At 62.3% G+C, this 16044-nt stretch carries 15 protein-coding genes; 7 read left to right on the top strand and 8 right to left on the bottom strand.

Going from position 1 to position 16044, the window contains the following annotated elements; translation table 11 throughout:
* Positions 1-9 precede the first annotated feature (9 nt).
* On the top strand, positions 10-375 hold the full coding sequence (gene gcvH, locus ACMYR2_RS07710; protein WP_347264621.1) for a glycine cleavage system protein GcvH: 366 nt from the start codon (positions 10-12) through the stop codon (positions 373-375).
* Between the two features lie 73 nt (positions 376-448).
* A complete protein-coding gene (gcvP, locus tag ACMYR2_RS07705) occupies positions 449-3313 on the top strand; it encodes an aminomethyl-transferring glycine dehydrogenase (protein ID WP_416193951.1) in 2865 nt (954 codons plus the stop codon).
* Between the two features lie 327 nt (positions 3314-3640).
* Here gcvP and recA read toward each other — a convergent pair whose 3' ends face one another.
* The gene (gene recA, locus ACMYR2_RS07700) at positions 3641-4729 is read right to left on the bottom strand and encodes a recombinase RecA (protein WP_347264619.1); all 1089 of its coding nucleotides are present in this window, start codon (positions 4727-4729) and stop codon (positions 3641-3643) included.
* Positions 4730-5043: 314 nt separating this feature from the next.
* Between recA and ACMYR2_RS07695 the strand changes: the two genes are divergently transcribed.
* Positions 5044-5253, top strand: a complete 210-nt coding sequence (locus tag ACMYR2_RS07695; protein ID WP_416193950.1) for a hypothetical protein — start codon at positions 5044-5046, stop codon at positions 5251-5253.
* A 19-nt stretch (positions 5254-5272) separates the two neighbouring features.
* Here ACMYR2_RS07695 and ACMYR2_RS07690 read toward each other — a convergent pair whose 3' ends face one another.
* A complete protein-coding gene (locus tag ACMYR2_RS07690) occupies positions 5273-5776 on the bottom strand; it encodes a P63C domain-containing protein (protein WP_416194078.1) in 504 nt (167 codons plus the stop codon).
* On the opposite strand from ACMYR2_RS07690, the gene ACMYR2_RS07685 reads away from it, so the two are divergent.
* Positions 5684-6804, top strand: a protein-coding gene (locus tag ACMYR2_RS07685; RefSeq protein WP_416194077.1) for an IS3 family transposase whose coding sequence is annotated in 2 segments (ribosomal slippage) — positions 5684-5921 and positions 5921-6804 — 1122 coding nt in all. Because the reading frame shifts where the segments join, the coding sequence is not laid out codon by codon here. The two genes, ACMYR2_RS07690 and ACMYR2_RS07685, sit on opposite strands and share 93 nt — an antisense overlap.
* Before the next feature lie 584 nt (positions 6805-7388).
* Here ACMYR2_RS07685 and ACMYR2_RS07680 read toward each other — a convergent pair.
* The 3 genes from ACMYR2_RS07680 to ACMYR2_RS07670 all read right to left on the bottom strand — a co-directional run bounded on the left by ACMYR2_RS07680 (position 7389) and on the right by ACMYR2_RS07670 (position 10613).
* On the bottom strand, positions 7389-7838 hold the full coding sequence (locus ACMYR2_RS07680) for a hypothetical protein (RefSeq protein WP_347265223.1): 450 nt from the start codon (positions 7836-7838) through the stop codon (positions 7389-7391).
* A gap of 857 nt (positions 7839-8695) precedes the next feature.
* Positions 8696-8950 carry a hypothetical protein gene (locus ACMYR2_RS07675; RefSeq protein ID WP_347265224.1) on the bottom strand — a complete coding sequence of 85 codons (255 nt, stop codon included), beginning with the start codon at positions 8948-8950 and terminating at the stop codon, positions 8696-8698.
* A 208-nt stretch (positions 8951-9158) separates the two neighbouring features.
* Entirely contained in the window at positions 9159-10613 is a 1455-nt protein-coding gene (locus ACMYR2_RS07670; protein WP_347265226.1) for a caspase family protein, read from the bottom strand.
* Between the two features lie 436 nt (positions 10614-11049).
* On the opposite strand from ACMYR2_RS07670, the gene ACMYR2_RS07665 reads away from it, so the two are divergent.
* The 3 genes from ACMYR2_RS07665 (at position 11050) to ACMYR2_RS07655 (ending at position 13556) form a co-directional block, all read left to right on the top strand.
* Positions 11050-12237: a GNAT family N-acetyltransferase gene (locus tag ACMYR2_RS07665; RefSeq protein ID WP_347265227.1), complete on the top strand. Its 1188-nt coding sequence runs from the start codon at positions 11050-11052 to the stop codon at positions 12235-12237.
* A 168-nt stretch (positions 12238-12405) separates the two neighbouring features.
* On the top strand, positions 12406-13089 hold the full coding sequence (locus tag ACMYR2_RS07660) for a site-2 protease family protein (protein WP_416193949.1): 684 nt from the start codon (positions 12406-12408) through the stop codon (positions 13087-13089).
* A gap of 29 nt (positions 13090-13118) precedes the next feature.
* The gene (locus tag ACMYR2_RS07655; RefSeq protein WP_347265229.1) at positions 13119-13556 is read left to right on the top strand and encodes a hypothetical protein; all 438 of its coding nucleotides are present in this window, start codon (positions 13119-13121) and stop codon (positions 13554-13556) included.
* Between the two features lie 58 nt (positions 13557-13614).
* On the opposite strand, the gene ACMYR2_RS07650 is transcribed toward ACMYR2_RS07655, so the two are convergent.
* Genes ACMYR2_RS07650 through exbB form a run of 3 tightly spaced genes read right to left on the bottom strand, consistent with a single transcriptional unit; the run spans position 13615 to position 15827 of the window.
* Positions 13615-14406 (bottom strand): TonB family protein, encoded by a 792-nt coding sequence (locus ACMYR2_RS07650; protein WP_347265084.1) that lies wholly within the window; start codon positions 14404-14406, stop codon positions 13615-13617.
* Position 14407: 1 nt separating this feature from the next.
* On the bottom strand, positions 14408-14878 hold the full coding sequence (exbD, locus tag ACMYR2_RS07645; RefSeq protein WP_347265085.1) for a TonB system transport protein ExbD: 471 nt from the start codon (positions 14876-14878) through the stop codon (positions 14408-14410).
* 4 nt (positions 14879-14882) lie between these two features.
* Positions 14883-15827, bottom strand: coding sequence for a tonB-system energizer ExbB (exbB, locus tag ACMYR2_RS07640; protein ID WP_416193948.1), 945 nt, complete (start codon positions 15825-15827; stop codon positions 14883-14885).
* Positions 15828-16044 lie beyond the last annotated feature (217 nt).

Here is a 16044-nt window from a genome sequence, read left to right as displayed (position 1 = left end):
GGATTTGTCATGACCGTTTTGTATACCACAGATCATGAGTGGCTCCGCATTGAGGGCGATACGGCAACGATCGGCATTACCGGCTACGCGCAGTCTCAGCTCGGCGACGTCGTCTTCGTCGAGCTTCCGAAAGTCGGAAGCCAGCTCAGGAAGACCCAGGCGGCCGCGGTGGTCGAGTCGGTCAAGGCGGCTTCCGACGTTTATGCGCCGATTACGGGCGAGGTCCTGGAAGTCAATGAAGCGCTCGGCGCGGAGCCCGCGCTGGTCAACTCCGACGCTGAAGGCAAAGCCTGGATTTTCAAGCTCAGAATCGCCGACAGGAGCGAGCTCGAAGGCTTAATGGACGAGACAGCCTACAAGGCGCACACGGCTTGAGCATTTTCGTGTCCGGCACAAGCCCGGCATACCGAATTCATAACTTTGATCCAGGCATCCAAGGAGCCATTCCATGATCGCCCGTGAAGAGCCTGCCACGACCTTCGCGCGCCGCCATATCGGTCCATCGTCTCGCGATATCGCTGCGATGCTGGAAACCGTCGGCGCGAAAAGCCTCGAGGCGCTGATAAACGAGGCGCTGCCTCCGTCGATCCGGCAGAAGGCGCCGCTCGATCTCGGCGAGGGGTTCAGCGAAACCGAAGTGCTGACGCATATGCAGGCGCTCGCGGCGCAAAACCAGCCGCTCACGTCGCTGATCGGGCAAGGCTATTCCGGCACGATCCTGCCTGCGGTGATCCAGCGCAACATTCTGGAAAATCCGGCGTGGTACACGGCCTATACGCCCTATCAACCGGAAATCAGCCAGGGCCGGCTGGAGGCGCTGTTCAATTTCCAGACCATGATCTGCGACCTCACCGGCCTCGACATCGCCAATGCGTCGCTGCTGGACGAGGCAACCGCGGCCGCGGAGGCGATGGCGCTCGCGGAGCGCGCGTCATCGGTAAAAACAAAAGCGTTCTTCGTCGATCACGAAGTGCATCCGCAGACCCTGGCCGTGTTGCGTACCCGCGCCGAACCGCTGGGATGGACGATCGTCACCGGCGACCCGCTCCGCGATCTCGACAAGGCGGACGTATTCGGCGCGGTGCTGCAATATCCCGGCACATCCGGCGTTGTACGCGACCTGCGCCCGGCCATCGCCGCGATCAAGGCGAAAGGCGGCCTTGCGGTGGTCGCGGCAGACCTGCTCGCGCTCACGCTGCTGACCTCGCCCGGCGCGCTCGGCGCCGACATTGCCATTGGCTCCGCGCAGCGCTTCGGCGTGCCGATGGGCTATGGCGGCCCGCACGCCGCCTACATGGCGGTCAGCGGCGCGCTGAAACGGCTGCTGCCCGGCCGTCTTGTCGGACTGTCGGTGGATTCGCGCGGGAAGCCGGCCTATCGCCTTGCCTTGCAGACCCGCGAGCAACACATTCGCCGCGAGAAAGCCACCTCCAACATCTGCACCGCGCAGGTGCTGCTGGCGGTGATCTCCTCGATGTACGCGGTCTATCATGGTCCGGAAGGACTGGCGCAGATCGCGCGTACCGTGCACCGGCGCACCGCGACGTTGGCGGCGGGATTGACGAGACTCGGTTTCGCTCCGCTCAACAGTACGGCTTTCGATACGCTGACCGTGAACGCGGGCGAGCGGCAAAGCGAGATCGTTAAACGCGCGAGCAGCCAGGGCATCAACCTCCGGATCAACGCGGACGGCACGCTCGGCATCGCGCTGGACGAACTCACCATCGAGGAGACTGTCGAAGCACTATGGCGCGCATTTGGCGCAACATGGTCTTATGCCGACGTCGAAGCGCACGCTCCCGATTTGCTGCCAGCCGATCTCAAGCGCAAGACAGCCTATCTGACCCATCCGGTCTTTCACGAACACCGCTCCGAAACGGAGTTGCTGCGCTACATGCGAAAGCTCAGCGACCGCGACCTCGCGCTTGACCGCGCAATGATCCCGCTCGGCTCCTGCACGATGAAACTCAATGCCACCACGGAAATGATTCCGCTGACCTGGGCGGCGTTCGCGAACCTGCATCCGTTCGCGCCGCCCGAGCAGGCTGAAGGCTACCTCACGCTGTTCGAGAACTTCGAAGAATGGCTGCTCGACATCACCGGCTACGATGCGGTTTCGCTGCAGCCGAACTCCGGCGCGCAGGGTGAATATGCCGGGCTTCTGGCGATCCGCGGCTACCACGCGGCGCGCGGCGAGGGCCATCGCACGGTGTGCCTGATCCCCTCCTCCGCACACGGCACCAATCCGGCCTCCGCCAACATGGCCGGAATGGACGTCGTGGTCGTGGCTTGTGACGCGCGCGGCGACGTCGATGTCGACGATTTGAGAGCCAAGGCGGCGCAGCACGCCGATCGTCTCGCCGCCATCATGATCACCTATCCGTCGACGCACGGCGTGTTCGAAGAGCGCATCCGCGAAATCTGTGACATCGTGCATGGCCATGGCGGCCAAGTTTATCTCGACGGCGCCAACATGAATGCGCAAGTCGGCCTTTCGCGGCCCGGCGACTACGGCGCCGACGTCAGCCACCTCAATCTGCACAAGACCTTCTGCATCCCCCACGGCGGCGGCGGACCGGGGATGGGCCCGATCGGCGTGAAAGCGCATCTCGCACCTTTCCTGCCCGGGCACCCCGCTATCGACGACGCGACACCGTCCGCGGTCGGGCCAGTCTCGGCCGCGCCGTTCGGCTCGGCCTCGATCCTGACCATCTCCTACATCTACATCCTGATGATGGGTAGCGAGGGCCTGAAGCGAGCGACCGAGGTCGCGATCCTCAACGCCAACTATATCGCACAGCGGCTCGATCCGCATTTCCCGGTGCTGTACCGCAATGTAAAAGGCCGGGTCGCGCATGAGTGCATCATCGATCCCCGCGCGCTGAAGGCCAAAACCGGCGTCACGGTGGATGACATCGCCAAACGGCTGATCGACTACGGCTTCCATGCCCCGACCATGAGCTTTCCCGTGCCGGGCACGCTGATGATCGAGCCGACCGAATCCGAATCAAAGGCGGAGTTGGACCGGTTCTGTGACGCCATGATCGCGATCCGGCACGAGATCGCCGAGATCGAGGCTGGACGCTGGAAAGTCGAGGCATCGCCGCTGCGCCATGCGCCGCATACCGCGCACGACATCGCCGACGACGCATGGTCGCGACCCTACAGCCGGGCCCAGGGCTGCTTTCCGTCGGGAAGCTCGCGGTCGGATAAATATTGGTGTCCGGTCGGACGGGTCGACAATGCCTACGGCGACCGCAATCTCGTCTGTTCCTGTCCGCCCATGGAAGATTACGCACAGGCCGCGGAATAGAAGTTCGCAGCTACCCTCTAATTTCGAGCTCCCTTCCTCTTTGGGAGAAGGCGAAATGAATGATCGCAAGCCGGACGCTGGGGATGTCGGCAACTCAACATCCACAGCGCCCGCCTCTTCCAACAGGCGCGACACAGACTTCCACGAAGGATTCCCGTCTTCGCGGATCGCACCCGCAGGTGAAAATTCACCTCAGCCAGTCGACCAAAGTGTTCTCTATCGACGAACATTCTCCGGCTTACCCCGGACGCGTCGAGGTTCGGAGGAAAACGCGTCAGCTCAAAACCAGGGAGCGTGCGCGTTTATGCTTCCATGGAAGCTAACGACTCAATCCTCCGCCGTCTCGTCATCGTCGGTGTCCCGCTCAGGGCTTCCGGCCAAAATCTGCTCGGCGATCAGTCCTGAATTCTGCCGGATAGCCATCTCGACCTTGGCGGTGATGTCGGGATTGGCCCGCAAGAACGCTTTTGCATTTTCGCGGCCCTGCCCCATGCGCTGGCTGTCATAAGAGAACCAGGCGCCGGATTTTTCAACGATGCCGGCCTTGACGCCGAGATCGAGGATTTCTCCCATCTTGGAGATGCCCTCACCGTACATGATGTCGAACTCGACCTGCTTGAAAGGCGGCGCCAGCTTGTTCTTCACGACCTTGACGCGGGTCTGATTGCCGACGACCTCGTCGCGCTCCTTGATCGCCCCGATGCGGCGGATGTCAAGGCGCACAGAGGCATAGAACTTCAGCGCGTTGCCGCCGGTTGTGGTCTCCGGTGAGCCATACATCACCCCGATCTTCATGCGGATCTGGTTGATGAAGATCACCATGGTGTTGGACTTGTTGATCGAGGCGGTGAGCTTGCGCAGCGCCTGACTCATCAGCCGCGCCTGTAGTCCGGGCAACGCGTCGCCCATCTCACCCTCGAGCTCGGCGCGCGGCACCAGGGCGGCGACCGAGTCGATGATCAGCACATCCACAGCACCCGAGCGCACCAGCGTATCGGCGATCTCCAGCGCCTGCTCACCGTGATCGGGCTGCGATATCAGGAGGTCGTCGACATTCACACCAAGCTTGCGGGCATAGACCGGATCGAGCGCATGCTCGGCGTCGATGAAGGCGCAGATGCCACCCTTTTTTTGCGCCTCCGCGACCGCGTGCAGCGCCAGCGTGGTCTTGCCCGAGGACTCCGGACCGTAAACCTCCACGATGCGTCCCTTGGGCAGGCCGCCAACGCCGAGCGCGATGTCGAGCCCGAGCGAACCCGAGGAGATAACCTCCACATCCATGGACTTGTCGTTCTTGCCCAGCTTCATCACAGAGCCCTTGCCGAACTGGCGTTCGATCTGTGACAGCGCGGCGGACAGCGCCTTGGACTTATCCATGGAGGATCCTTCGACGATACGCAGGGCAGCTTGGGACATAAACCGGGCTCCTTATGAACGGGATTCGCGAGCGGGACAACGAATGGCGCCGTGGTGGATCAGATGAAATAGTGTACCCTATTTGTTCTAAGTTCGCAATATGTTCCTTTGAGGAGAAGGGTACTGGCCTGTTTTAACCCTCAGTGGCCTAGTTTGATTTTGGGAGTGGCCTAGTTTCCCGACATGCCGACTGCTGTGAGAATTCGCAATAATTGTTGAGTATTTGAAGTTCGATTAACCATGCCAAAGTTCCTGCGCGGCGTTGGCCTCAAACGAAACAACCTTGAGGCACTACGAGCAGCATGGAGATGGCGATGAGTAAAGAGAAGGATGACGCAAAGGCTATTTCGGTAACGGTCCAAAAAACTGAAGGGTCGGTCTTTACGGACAGATATGATGTTAAAGTCGTACTTGACGACGGTAGGATAGGAACGGGCACGGCTGGCGGTTTTTGGGATGGACCGCACCCCGGCGGGAAAGAAGATGCCATCGCCCGCGCTATTTATAACGCCAAAAATAAATGACAAAAAGACAGAGGCCGCCTCAGTGGGCGGCCTCTTTCATTTCTGGATTCGGTAGAGACAATGAAAACTGCATAACCTGCCGCCCGTAATGGCGGGCAACTTTGTCTCGAAGCTCCCTCATATCACGACACTCTTTTGCCATTCCGATCACTTCGTAACAGCGCGAGACAAGAGCCCTAACACCGATATTTTCAGTCAACTGTCGATGCCAACGGACGCCCGGGGGCGGTTTGTTGTTCTTAAGATATTCGGCCACGTCCGGATCAAGCGTGTCGTAGATTAGTTCAATAACGAGCTTGCCCCACCATTTAGGTCGGCTTTTCAGATTGCCCCTCCAATTGGTGAGCCTGCCAAATTCAGCCCACAATTCATCCGGGAAAGTCTTTTCCCAAGCCCGCAGTTCATCCGCAATGAACGCCCGGAGCTTTACCTGCAGCGCATCGTCTGCGCGCTCAAGGTTGCGCTTGAGGCGATCCGTGGCGAGCGGACGATTTCGGAACTGGCGACAAAGCACCAGCTTCATCCGAACCAGATTACGCAGTGGAAACGGCAGGCCATCGAGAACCTGGCCAAGACGTTCGACGACAAGGCTGCTGATGCGCAGGTCGGCCGGGAAGCCGAGGTGACCAAGCTGCACGCCAAGATTGGCCAGCTTGTCGTTGAGCGGGATTTTTTGGCCAAGGCCTTCGATCGCTGAGCCTGGATCGGAGGAGAATGATGATTGACCCCGATCACAACCGGCTCTCGATCCGCCGCCAGTGCGAACTGGTCTCGATCTCGCGGGCGTCGTTCTACCGACAGCCCGCCGGCGAGACGCCCGAGAACCTCGAACTGATGCGCACCATCGACGAGGCCTTCATGGAGACGCCCTGGTATGGCTCCCGGCAGATGGCCCGGCATCTGCGGCGTCAGGGCTGGTGCGTGGGTCGCAAGCGGGTCCGGCGGCTGATGCGCAAGATCGGTCTGTCGCCGATCTACCAGGCGCCGAGAACCAGCGAGCCGCATCCGCAGCATCGCATCTATCCCTACCTGCTGCGGCACCTGGCGATCGAGCGGCCGGATCACGTTTGGTGTGCCGATGTGACCTATATCCCGATGCGGCGCGGCTTCCTTTACCTCGTGGCCATCATGGACTGGTTCAGCCGCAAGGTCCTGGCCTGGCGGTTGTCGAACACGATGGATGCCGACTTCTGTGTTGCCGCTCTCGAAGAGGCGATCGCCTGCCATGGCAGGCCCGACATCTTCAACACCGACCAAGGCTCGCAGTTCACTAGCTTCGCCTTCACGACGACGCTGAAGGATGCCGGCATCCGCATCTCCATGGACGGGCGCGGCCGCTGGATGGACAACGTCTTCATCGAACGACTGTGGCGCAGCCTCAAATATGAGTGCGTCTTCCTCAGCACATTCGAAACGGGAAGCCAAGCCCGCTGCGGCATCGGCTCCTGGATAGACTATTACAACCGGCGACGCCCGCACTCGACCTTCGCCGGCAGGACGCCCGACGAAGTCCATGCTATGGCGGAAATGACGGAGCAATTGGCGGCGTAGAAACGAACCCGATCCACCTTAGCCAGGCCGCCAAACTGTCTCACCAAGCGGGTCCACCTCACTTACGGAAAACGGTCGGAGGCATGTAGGCGACATCGATCTTTCACGCGACCAACCGGCTTCTCCAACGAAGCTTGATCATCACGTTACAGCGGTCGCGCTGCATGTCGTACATGATGGCCTATGATCCGTGCCGCGTTCATGAGGCCCTGCGCACGACGCAGCGAAGGCCATCGCGCGTAGCGAGCTTCGGCTCCGAAGGTTAAATCCCCAGCTCCCAGAATAGAGACAGTGCGAGCCAGCAGCGGTGTTGCCGGAAATCATCAGCACGAAGGGGAGTCCGCCGCGTCGCCAGAATCCTTTTGACTGTGCAATACGATTTGCATTTGCTGACAGCCGCTGGGTAGCAGGATGAGTAAGATGCTGGAAACGATCACCACCCTCTTTGGATTTATGAGCGCCGGCATTTTCCTGGCTCACGCGATTGACGGCTACTGGTCGCGGCCTTGACCGGACCACGACGCCCTTACCTGACAGGCTGCTCCGTTCAACTGCGCTCTGTTCGGTGGCGCCCTGCTCGGCCGCTATGTCTCCGCCAGATCAAAATCCTGACGTAACCGCGCAGCCATATCCCGAACGCGCGCACGCCACAGGCCTGGATCGGCGATTGGCCCGGCTTCCGGCTTGATCGTCAGCATCGCGTTCCATGGGTTGCCGCCATAGATGGTCACCACGAACCCACGGGCCGGCGCACCGTCGAGCGTTTGCAGCGCCTTCAGAATGATGCCCGCCAGTTCGTCCGCGGTCTTGCGGCGATCGTCACTCTCCGGCTGGTCCGGCAGCGGCGCGCCGGCTTCTTCAGTTGACCCTTCTGCATCCGGTGGCGGCGAGATTTCAGCGCCAGGCGACTCCGAGGAGCTCCGATTGTCGTCGGGCAGTTCGGGCTCCGGCGGGGGCGCGTGAGGGCGAGTCCCCAAAACGTTCTGGATCAGGGCCATCAGTCCCTTGTCCAACCCGCCGCTGCTGTTACCCACGTCGGTTGCTCCGGTGTCGGTTGCTCCGGTCGATCGAGCCGCAGCTTCCGGACAAATGTCTACTGCCCTTTGTACACTACCCCTATAGCGTTTTCGAGCGACGCGGATGACCTGTTCGCGTGAAGAAAACGCGTTAAATCAAGATTATGGAGCCTCGCTTCTGATTCCATCAGAAGCAAGGCTCCAGCCGTGGATATCTTGCAGGTGTCTCAGCCGAGCGCCACCCCAATCAGCACCGCGACAAGCACGCCAAAGCCCCCCAATGCGATATTGAGAAAATTCCGGGCCAAACCAGGTTCGGTGGTCAGCATGATGTTTCTCCCGGTACGCAAAAACAGGTCTGGCTAGAATGAGCGTCGAATCTTAATCAAAACTTTCCAATTGGCGTCCTTTGACCGAATCACTGGCCGCTCCCGACGGCGGGCCGGCATAAGCCGCGCTGAAAAGCGATCGGTAGTTATCACAGGGACGATCAGGGAAGCTCTTGCCTGAGCTATAGCGTTTTCGAGCGAAGTGGAATTCGATTCGCGTGAGGAAAACGCGTCACGGAAGCCTCCCGCCGGCTGGCTAAAGCCGAGACAAACTTCGCCTGTCTCCGGCCAGGATCCCGTTTGAACCTTTCCCGCGGTACGCTGACCCAAAAAGGGCTGGGGGATTGCATTGCCCAGTCCTATGCACAACGTCACCGGGCGATCATATTCCGCTCAGGTGACGTTGTTGTTTGGAGCGCTGGTCACGCTTGGAGGCAACACGACCCGAACGACGGAAAAGCGGATAGCCGGTTGAGGCTGATAGATGGCCCCCTGGCGCCGGCAACCGACGTCAACGTCGCGGCGTCAGCGGGAAACAGCGCGTCGTCAGGGCTGTCTGCTTTTGGAGGTGGTCTTGGACTGGCTCGTGTTTCGAACGCCTCCCCAGGGATCGTCGACCACCGCCGCATCAGGAATCTTTCGCAGCGACTCTCTGTAAGCCTTTTCAAGGGCCTTTTGCCTCTCGATCTGATCCGGCGTCTTTCCAGGCGCATCAGCCATCATGTTGAACTGCGGCGCCTGGGCGAAAGCCGGCCCCGACATCAGGACCGCCAAGAGCATGGATGCACATACAACCTTCATCGGAACTCCTCCCCACAGCGGACAGCATAAACGCGCGATCCTCGTGGTTTCAAGCGGCTCGCCGCTCGAAAGCGCCGTGACGCTCCGCAACAAGATGAAGTGGCTGGCACTGACGCAGGCGCATCATCTTGATTCACCGCAACCGTGAGGAGGTTGAAACGGGACCGGCCTGCGCCGATCCCGCTCGGAGCGTGTCCGAATTAGGATCTCAGTATCGACCCGTCGAGCCGCCCATGCTTCCTCCGCGCCCGGAACCACCGTACCCGCCGCCGCGCCCGAATCCTCCGCCAAAACCGCCGATGCCGATGGAGGGTATCGGCAGGGGCACCGGCACGACGCTGGGCGGCGGAGGTGGCGGCGGCACGTCATCAGCATAATAAGTGGGCCGGCGCTGGCGACGGCGCGGAGGCGTGTCTTCGTTCCGCGAACGATCCTGCTTTGCCTGCTTCTTCCTGGGCGTTTCCGCCTTTTTCTTCGGCTCCCGCGGCGGCGTGCTGCAGGAACAGGTCGGACCAGCCGCGGCAGCGGCAACCGCCACACCCGGATTACCGGGCCGGCTACGCAGACGCTCCTCCAGCTTGCGCGCCGTCGGCGTCAGGTCGCTATCGGAGTATTCGGCGAGGAAGGCCCGATAACCAGCCGCCGTATTGGTGAGAACCGCCCTGTTCCAGGCCTGCATCCGGCGCTGACGATCGAGCCACTGCCGCGCTTCCAGATCGAACGGCGAGTCCGCATAGAGGCCGACGAACGCCTCATAAGCCTGACCGCTGCCGTCGCTGACGATCAGTTCGTGCGCCTGCTCGGCGGTCTTGCCTTTCAACTCGCGGCGCCATTCCGCGACCGTCCGCTTGATTTTCGAATCAGCCGGCGGCGTGGCGCCGGCTTCGGCGGTCCCGGGGAAAAACTGGAAACCGTCCGTCAGCGAGGAACTGTCCCACGGAGTCTGGCGGCCATTCGTCGCCTTGTTGACCTCCAGCCGGACGCGCTTGAACGCCTCCTCGATCGAAAGTCCCGGCTGCCGGCCGGCGGACAACAGCGCAGCCGTATAAGGGCTGTCGGTGCCCGCGCCGTCTTCAGCCTCCGCTCCCGGCGAGGTGGAGAAAGACAGGAACGTGCCAGGCGCCGCCACCTTGGCGTCGACGATGGCCAGGCCGTGCCCTACCGTCTTGTTGATGGCGGGGAACGGGTTATTCCGGCACGCGTCGAGCAAAACGATTCGCATCCGGCTCGGAACCGACGTCAGCGTATTCATGATGTCATTCAGGCGAACCGCCTGGAGCGGAATATCGGCTTCGCGCTTCGGATCGAGATCGACCGGAACCAGGAAGTTCTCGCCGTCGACCTGCAAGCCGTGCCCGGCATAGAAAACCAGCGCGACGGTGTCGGGGCCCTTCTCGGCGATCCTTGCCGCGAACTCACCGACCTTCTCCCGCATTTCGGTCTGCGACAGGTCGGAGGCGGTCAGCACGTCGAAACCGGCGTCGCCAAGCATCTGGGTCATGGCTTTGGCGTCATTTCCGGGATTTGGCAGCGGCGTCACCGCGCGATAGGCCGACTGGCCGATCACCAGCGCCAGCCGGTTCTCTGCGGCAGCCGGAGGCGCGATCAGCACGATCGCGGCGATCGCCCCGAAAACGATCGAGCGAATCATCGAAAATGTCATGGGAGGCTCCGCGTAAACATCCTTGCTCGACGGTTGTCGGCCCGCGCGGCGCGACGGTTCATCATCCGAGCAAATTTCGCAGGCACGACCGCTTCGTGATATCGCCGGTCGGACCGACCCGTATCTTTTCTACCGCCTCGGCGGGTCCGGATCATACCGGCAGAGCATGATCGCTTCTGATTGAATCAGAAGCGAAGCTCTAGATTGTTGTTTTGGCGCGTTTTCTTCACGTGAAGCGGTTTCCACTTCGCTCGAAAACGCTCCAGTTAATTGATTGAGCATCGGATTTATCCCGAAACCGGTTCCCACTTTCGGGTCCGATGCTCTAGTCTGTCGCCATCACGGCAGGGCAGCGGCGGCCTACGCGCCCTCGCCTCGCCGCCTTATGGGATTGCGGACATGGTCGATACTGCCAGTTTGGCTCTCGTCGTTGCTGATGAATGAGTTCGTAGCCGCGCCGCTGCGCGCGCGACATCGAGCGGCTGGCGTTGCATCGCTGGATCCCGACCAGTGGCGATCGCTCGCCGACCGTGCTGTCGAGCCGAACGGCTACTATCTCGCCGATTGGGATTTGGCGCTGAATGGCGCGGCGCGCGGCGGAACGCGCGCGGCGGCTCTGACGGCGCGTTCCGATCGTTCGCCCGGCGAAACGGACGCCGGCACTCTCATCGGGCTGATCCCGGTTATCTCCGCCTGGCGAGCTTACCGGATTCCGCTTCCCCTTCTGGTCAGCGCCGATCCTTACCACGCGCTTTGCACGCCACTGCTCGACCGCGACCGTGCGGATCAAGCCGCGGCGGCGCTACTGCGCGAGGCGCGGGCCCTCGGCCAACGCGCGCTGATCCTGCGCAACGTCACGCTCGATGGCGCCGCCATGAAAGCCTTTACGGCGGCCCTCGAACGCGACGGCCTCCAGCCGCACAGGCTGAATGGCCAGGCGCGCGCCTGCCTGGACGCCACCCGCGAGGCGGAAGGATTGCTGCGCGAGGCGCTGGGAGCGAAGAAGCTCAAGGAGTTGCGACGCCAGCGTAACCGCCTTGCCGAGCATGGCGAAGTGTCGTTCAAGGTCGCGCGCTCTGCCGCCGAGGTCGCGCAGGCGCTTGAAATCTTCCTCGTGCTGGAAGCCAGCGGCTGGAAGGCGCAGCGGGGAACCGCATTGATCCAGAATGGCGGTGATGCGGATTTCATCCGCCGCGCCGCGCCGGCGCTCGCCACGCGAGGCCAGTGTGAAATCGTCACGCTGCGCGCCGGTCCGACGCCCGTGGCGGCGGCGATCGTGGTTCGCCACCAGGACCGCGCGTTTTATTTCAAGCTGGGCATTGACGAGAGTTTCGCGAAGTTTTCACCCGGCGTGCAGCTGACACTCGATCTCACCCGCCATCTCTGCGCCGACCCCGCGATCACCATGGCGGACTCCACCGCCGATCCGGATCATCCGATGATCGACCCGATCTGGCGCGGACGGCTTTTGATCGGCGACGTGCTGATCCCGCTTCGGCGAAGCGATCCTGTTATTTCGCTCGCGCGAGCAGCGATCGCGCTGCGCAAGCTGGTGCGTGACCCCCTGCGCCGCGCGGCCTATATCCTCCGCAAACGTCAGGAGAAGAAGGCAAGCCGGGCATGACGATTCAAGCAACCTCACCCTGCTCTAAATCACGATCCCGAAGATAAGCCGGTTTCGGGGTGTGGTCATGGTCGATCAAAGAAAAGACAGGGCTCGACTGACCTCCCTGTCATAGCCTCGGCGGTCCATGATAGGGTTCGTCCGTCGCATCCCGCACGAGGCCGTCGATTGCCGGGCATTTCACTCTACACGCTGTCGGTCTGGGTGCTGCCGCTGGTGATCGCGATCACCTTTCACGAGGCGGCGCATGGATTCGTCGCATACCGGCTCGGCGACAATACCGCCTGGAATCTCGGACGCGTCAGTTTTAACCCGCTCAGGCACATCGATGCCTTCGGCACGGTGATATTGCCGGGCATTTTGCTGCTGTCGCACGCGCCGTTCCTGTTCGGCTACGCAAAACCGGTTCCAGTGAACTTCCGAAACCTGAACCACCCCCGCATCGACATGGTCTGGGTGGCGCTTGCCGGACCCGCCACCAACATCCTGCTGGCTCTCCTGGCGGCATCGGCCTTTCACGGGCTGGGCCTCGTCCCCGGCGCCGGCGCGCAATGGGTGGCGGACAATCTGAAGAACGCGTTGATCATCAACGTCATCCTTGCGGTTTTCAACATGCTGCCGATCCCGCCGCTGGATGGCGGACGGGTCGCCGTCGGCCTGCTGCCGAGGGTGCTGGCGGCTCCGCTTTCCCGTCTGGAACCCTATGGGCTGCTGATCCTGATCGGGGGTCTCCTGCTGCTTCCGATGCTTGGCCGCCAGCTCGATCTCAACCTTGACGTGATCTCCACCATCGTGAAAACAGTTACCGGTTGTGTGATACAGTTTCTTTTGCTGGTCACCGGCAATATATAATTTACGAGTGTTGCAAGAGGCGTAGTCAGTTGATCAAAGCTCAGGACAAGATGATTGCAAGACGTGCCGACACCAAGGCACGCGCCGACTTCGCCACCTGGAAGATGATGGTGAAGCTGAATGGCGCTTCGTCACTTCCCGCCGAAGCCCTGACATTCCTGGCGAGCTACAAGAGCCTCGCCGAAACGATGGCGGAGGCGGAAGCGAGCGAGGCGACCATCGAGCTGATTTATAAAAGTTACTACGTGGACATGGGAGGCACCGGAACGGCGCCCGACGTCAAGTCGATGCCGAAGGAGCCGATCGTCGATACCAGTAATGTCATGGCCTTCAAACGGCCCGCACCGCAACCAGCAGCGCCTTCGGCCAATTCCGCGCCAAACGCACGGCCGCGCCTGCCGGTTGCGCTGATCTTCATCTGTCTCGCGCTGATTTACGTCGGTATCCGGTACTTTCTCCTGCAGTGATAGCGAGCGTGCGTCGCTATCCGGCCGGTCGTGACAACGACGCTACCCCCCTCGGTCCTCACCCTTTTCCCTTGACCCTGAAGACGACGGGGAGCGTGAAGCTGAGGCCCTCGTCGGCGATCAGCGGCGGCGGCGGCGGGACGGGATCTGAGCGGCGCAGCATGGCGAGCGCGGCCTGGTCGAAGATCGGATCGCCCGATCCGTTCACGATCGTGGCCGACACGACATGGCCCATGCGGTCCAGCTCGAAGTTGACCAGGATCTCGGCGTTCTTCTGGCTCCGGTCGGGCGGATAGCGCTTGTGCTTGTCGAGATGCGCCACCAGTTCCTTCTGCCAGGTGGCGCGGATCCGGCGCGCGCTGGCGCCGGTGCCCTGCTGCGGCGCGACCGACCGCTCCGATTCCTGCGCCTGTTCCACGCTCGGCATCGCGGTCGCCTCGGCCGCCGCCGATTCCTGCGAGGCCTGCGTCTGCTTCGCCGCCTTCTCGGTGGCGTCCTCGACCGGCTTCTTCGTCTCGTTCTCGGTAACGATCCGGTCCGGATCGGCGCTCTCCGTCGGCGTATCCTTCGGCAGATCGGTTTCCTCGACGACCGCCTTCTGCTCGGCAAGCGCGGGCGAGGCCATCGACGCGTCGGTGTCCGGTCCGGGCGGCAGGTCGGTCACCTCGCGATGCGGCGAGGACAGGTCGAGCCCGATCTCGATCGCCGGCGCGCCGAGATCCTCGGCCGACTCATCGGTGTCCAGGTGAGCCAGCGCCAGCGCCACGCAGCCGAGATGGATCGCAAGCGCGGCGGCGGCGGCGGAAAGCCAGAGCCGGGGGGACGGCGGCCGCTCGACAATCTCAGCCATCTCAACGCCCCGCCGTGCTCGCCGCCGGAACCGACCGGGCGTCGGGAACGCCCTCCAGCGCCACCAGCTTGATCTTCGCATAGCCGCCGGCGCGCAGGATCTCCAGCACGTCCATCAGGTCGCCATAGGGCACCCCGCGATCGGCGCGCAGAAAGATGAAGTTGTCCTTGGTCATGTTCGGCGTGGTCTCCAGCGTCCGCACCAGATCGACCCGCTTGACCAGCGTCTCGCCGATCGCGACCGCAAGATCGGCCTTGATGCTGACATAGGTCGGCTTGTCCGGCTTCTTCTGCGGCGTCGCGCTCGACGTCGGCAGGTTGACCGGAAGATCGACGGTCGACAGCGGCGCGGCTACCATGAAGATGATCAGAAGAACCAGGATCACGTCGATGAACGGCGTGACGTTGATCTCGTGGGCTTCGGCGTATTCCTCGTCGTCGTCGAAGCCGCCTTCGGCAATCGATGCGCCCATCCGCCTACTCCGCCGCGCGCGAGCTGAGGGAGCCGTGGGTGCGGTCCAGATCGCGCGACAGCAGCCGGCCGGCCGCTCCCGATGCACGTCCGACCAGTTCGGTGTAGCCTCGCGTCACGCGCGCGAAGTAGTTGTAGATGATGACCGCCGGAATGGCGGCGACAAGGCCGAGCGCGGTCGCGAGCAGCGCCTCGGCGATGCCGGGCGCCACCACCGCGAGGTTGGTGGTCTGCGACTTCGAAATCCCGATGAAGCTGTTCATGATGCCCCACACGGTGCCGAACAGGCCGACGAACGGCGACGTCGCGCCGATGGTGGCGAGCAGCCCCATGCCGAGCCGGATGCGGCGCGATTCCGCGCGGACGATCTCGGCGAAGCTTGACGCCGCCCGCTCCTTGATGCCGGCGTCGCTGGAAATGCCGGCCGACAGCCGCGCCTCGTGCATCGCCGACGCCAGCAGCGACGCCAGCACGCCTTCCCTCGCGCCGAGCGCCATCTGCGCCTCGGCCAGCGAGCGCGCATCGCCGATCTTGTTCAGCGCCGCCCGCAGCGCGCGCCGCGCCAGCGACAGCTCCGCCAGCTTCGCGATGCAGATCGTCCACGTCACCAGCGAGGCAAACGCAAGACCGATCATCACCAGCTGAACAACGATATCCGCCGACATGAACATCGACCACGGCGACAACTCATGCGGCGGAGAAGGATCCGGATTCAAAAGGCTGGCGCCGGCGTTACCGGCGGGAGGCTGCGTGACCCCGGTGGCGGGTTCCGATGCGCTGGAGACCGGCGGCGCCTGAACCTTCGCTGCCGGCGCAGAAACGGCCGGCGTCTGCGCGGAGGGCGCGGTGCTCTGCTGCGGACCGTTCTGCTGCGCAATCGCGGATGAAACCAGCGACCCCATGATCAACGCGGCCGCGAGTGAAACTCTCCTCAGTGACGTCCTAAACATCAACGCGTTCACCCCGGCCTAATGAAAACAAGATCATAAATGCTGGTTAACCATTCCAGGACCATCAGCCGGTCTCATGATGTCAGCCGAAGCATCCGATGGAGTCCTAAAACCCAGATTGAAAAAGCAGGCTGCATGAACGGGTGCCCCTAACATGCTCCGCAGTCAGAAATAAAGATGGAACCCGAGCCGCCCGCGTCACGAGATTTCCCGAGAG

The sequence above is a fragment of the Nitrobacter sp. TKz-YC01 genome (assembly GCF_047824785.1).
In the GTDB taxonomy this organism is placed as follows: Bacteria; Pseudomonadota; Alphaproteobacteria; order Rhizobiales; family Xanthobacteraceae; genus Nitrobacter.
This window is presented reverse-complemented; position numbering and strand designations above follow the sequence as displayed.

What these genes read in the sequence shown, in the direction of transcription:
- gcvH (WP_347264621.1), top strand. Translation starts at nt 10, where the DNA reads ATGACCGTTTTGTATACCACAGATCATGAGTGGCTCCGCATTGAGGGC.
- gcvP (WP_416193951.1), top strand. Translation starts at nt 449, where the DNA reads ATGATCGCCCGTGAAGAGCCTGCCACGACCTTCGCGCGCCGCCATATC.
- recA (WP_347264619.1), bottom strand. Translation starts at nt 4,729, where the DNA reads ATGTCCCAAGCTGCCCTGCGTATCGTCGAAGGATCCTCCATGGATAAG.
- ACMYR2_RS07695 (WP_416193950.1), top strand. Translation starts at nt 5,044, where the DNA reads ATGAGTAAAGAGAAGGATGACGCAAAGGCTATTTCGGTAACGGTCCAA.
- ACMYR2_RS07690 (WP_416194078.1), bottom strand. Translation starts at nt 5,776, where the DNA reads ATGAAGCTGGTGCTTTGTCGCCAGTTCCGAAATCGTCCGCTCGCCACG.
- ACMYR2_RS07675 (WP_347265224.1), bottom strand. Translation starts at nt 8,950, where the DNA reads ATGAAGGTTGTATGTGCATCCATGCTCTTGGCGGTCCTGATGTCGGGG.
- ACMYR2_RS07670 (WP_347265226.1), bottom strand. Translation starts at nt 10,613, where the DNA reads ATGACATTTTCGATGATTCGCTCGATCGTTTTCGGGGCGATCGCCGCG.
- ACMYR2_RS07665 (WP_347265227.1), top strand. Translation starts at nt 11,050, where the DNA reads ATGAATGAGTTCGTAGCCGCGCCGCTGCGCGCGCGACATCGAGCGGCT.
- ACMYR2_RS07650 (WP_347265084.1), bottom strand. Translation starts at nt 14,406, where the DNA reads ATGGCTGAGATTGTCGAGCGGCCGCCGTCCCCCCGGCTCTGGCTTTCC.
- exbD (WP_347265085.1), bottom strand. Translation starts at nt 14,878, where the DNA reads ATGGGCGCATCGATTGCCGAAGGCGGCTTCGACGACGACGAGGAATAC.
- exbB (WP_416193948.1), bottom strand. Translation starts at nt 15,827, where the DNA reads ATGTTTAGGACGTCACTGAGGAGAGTTTCACTCGCGGCCGCGTTGATC.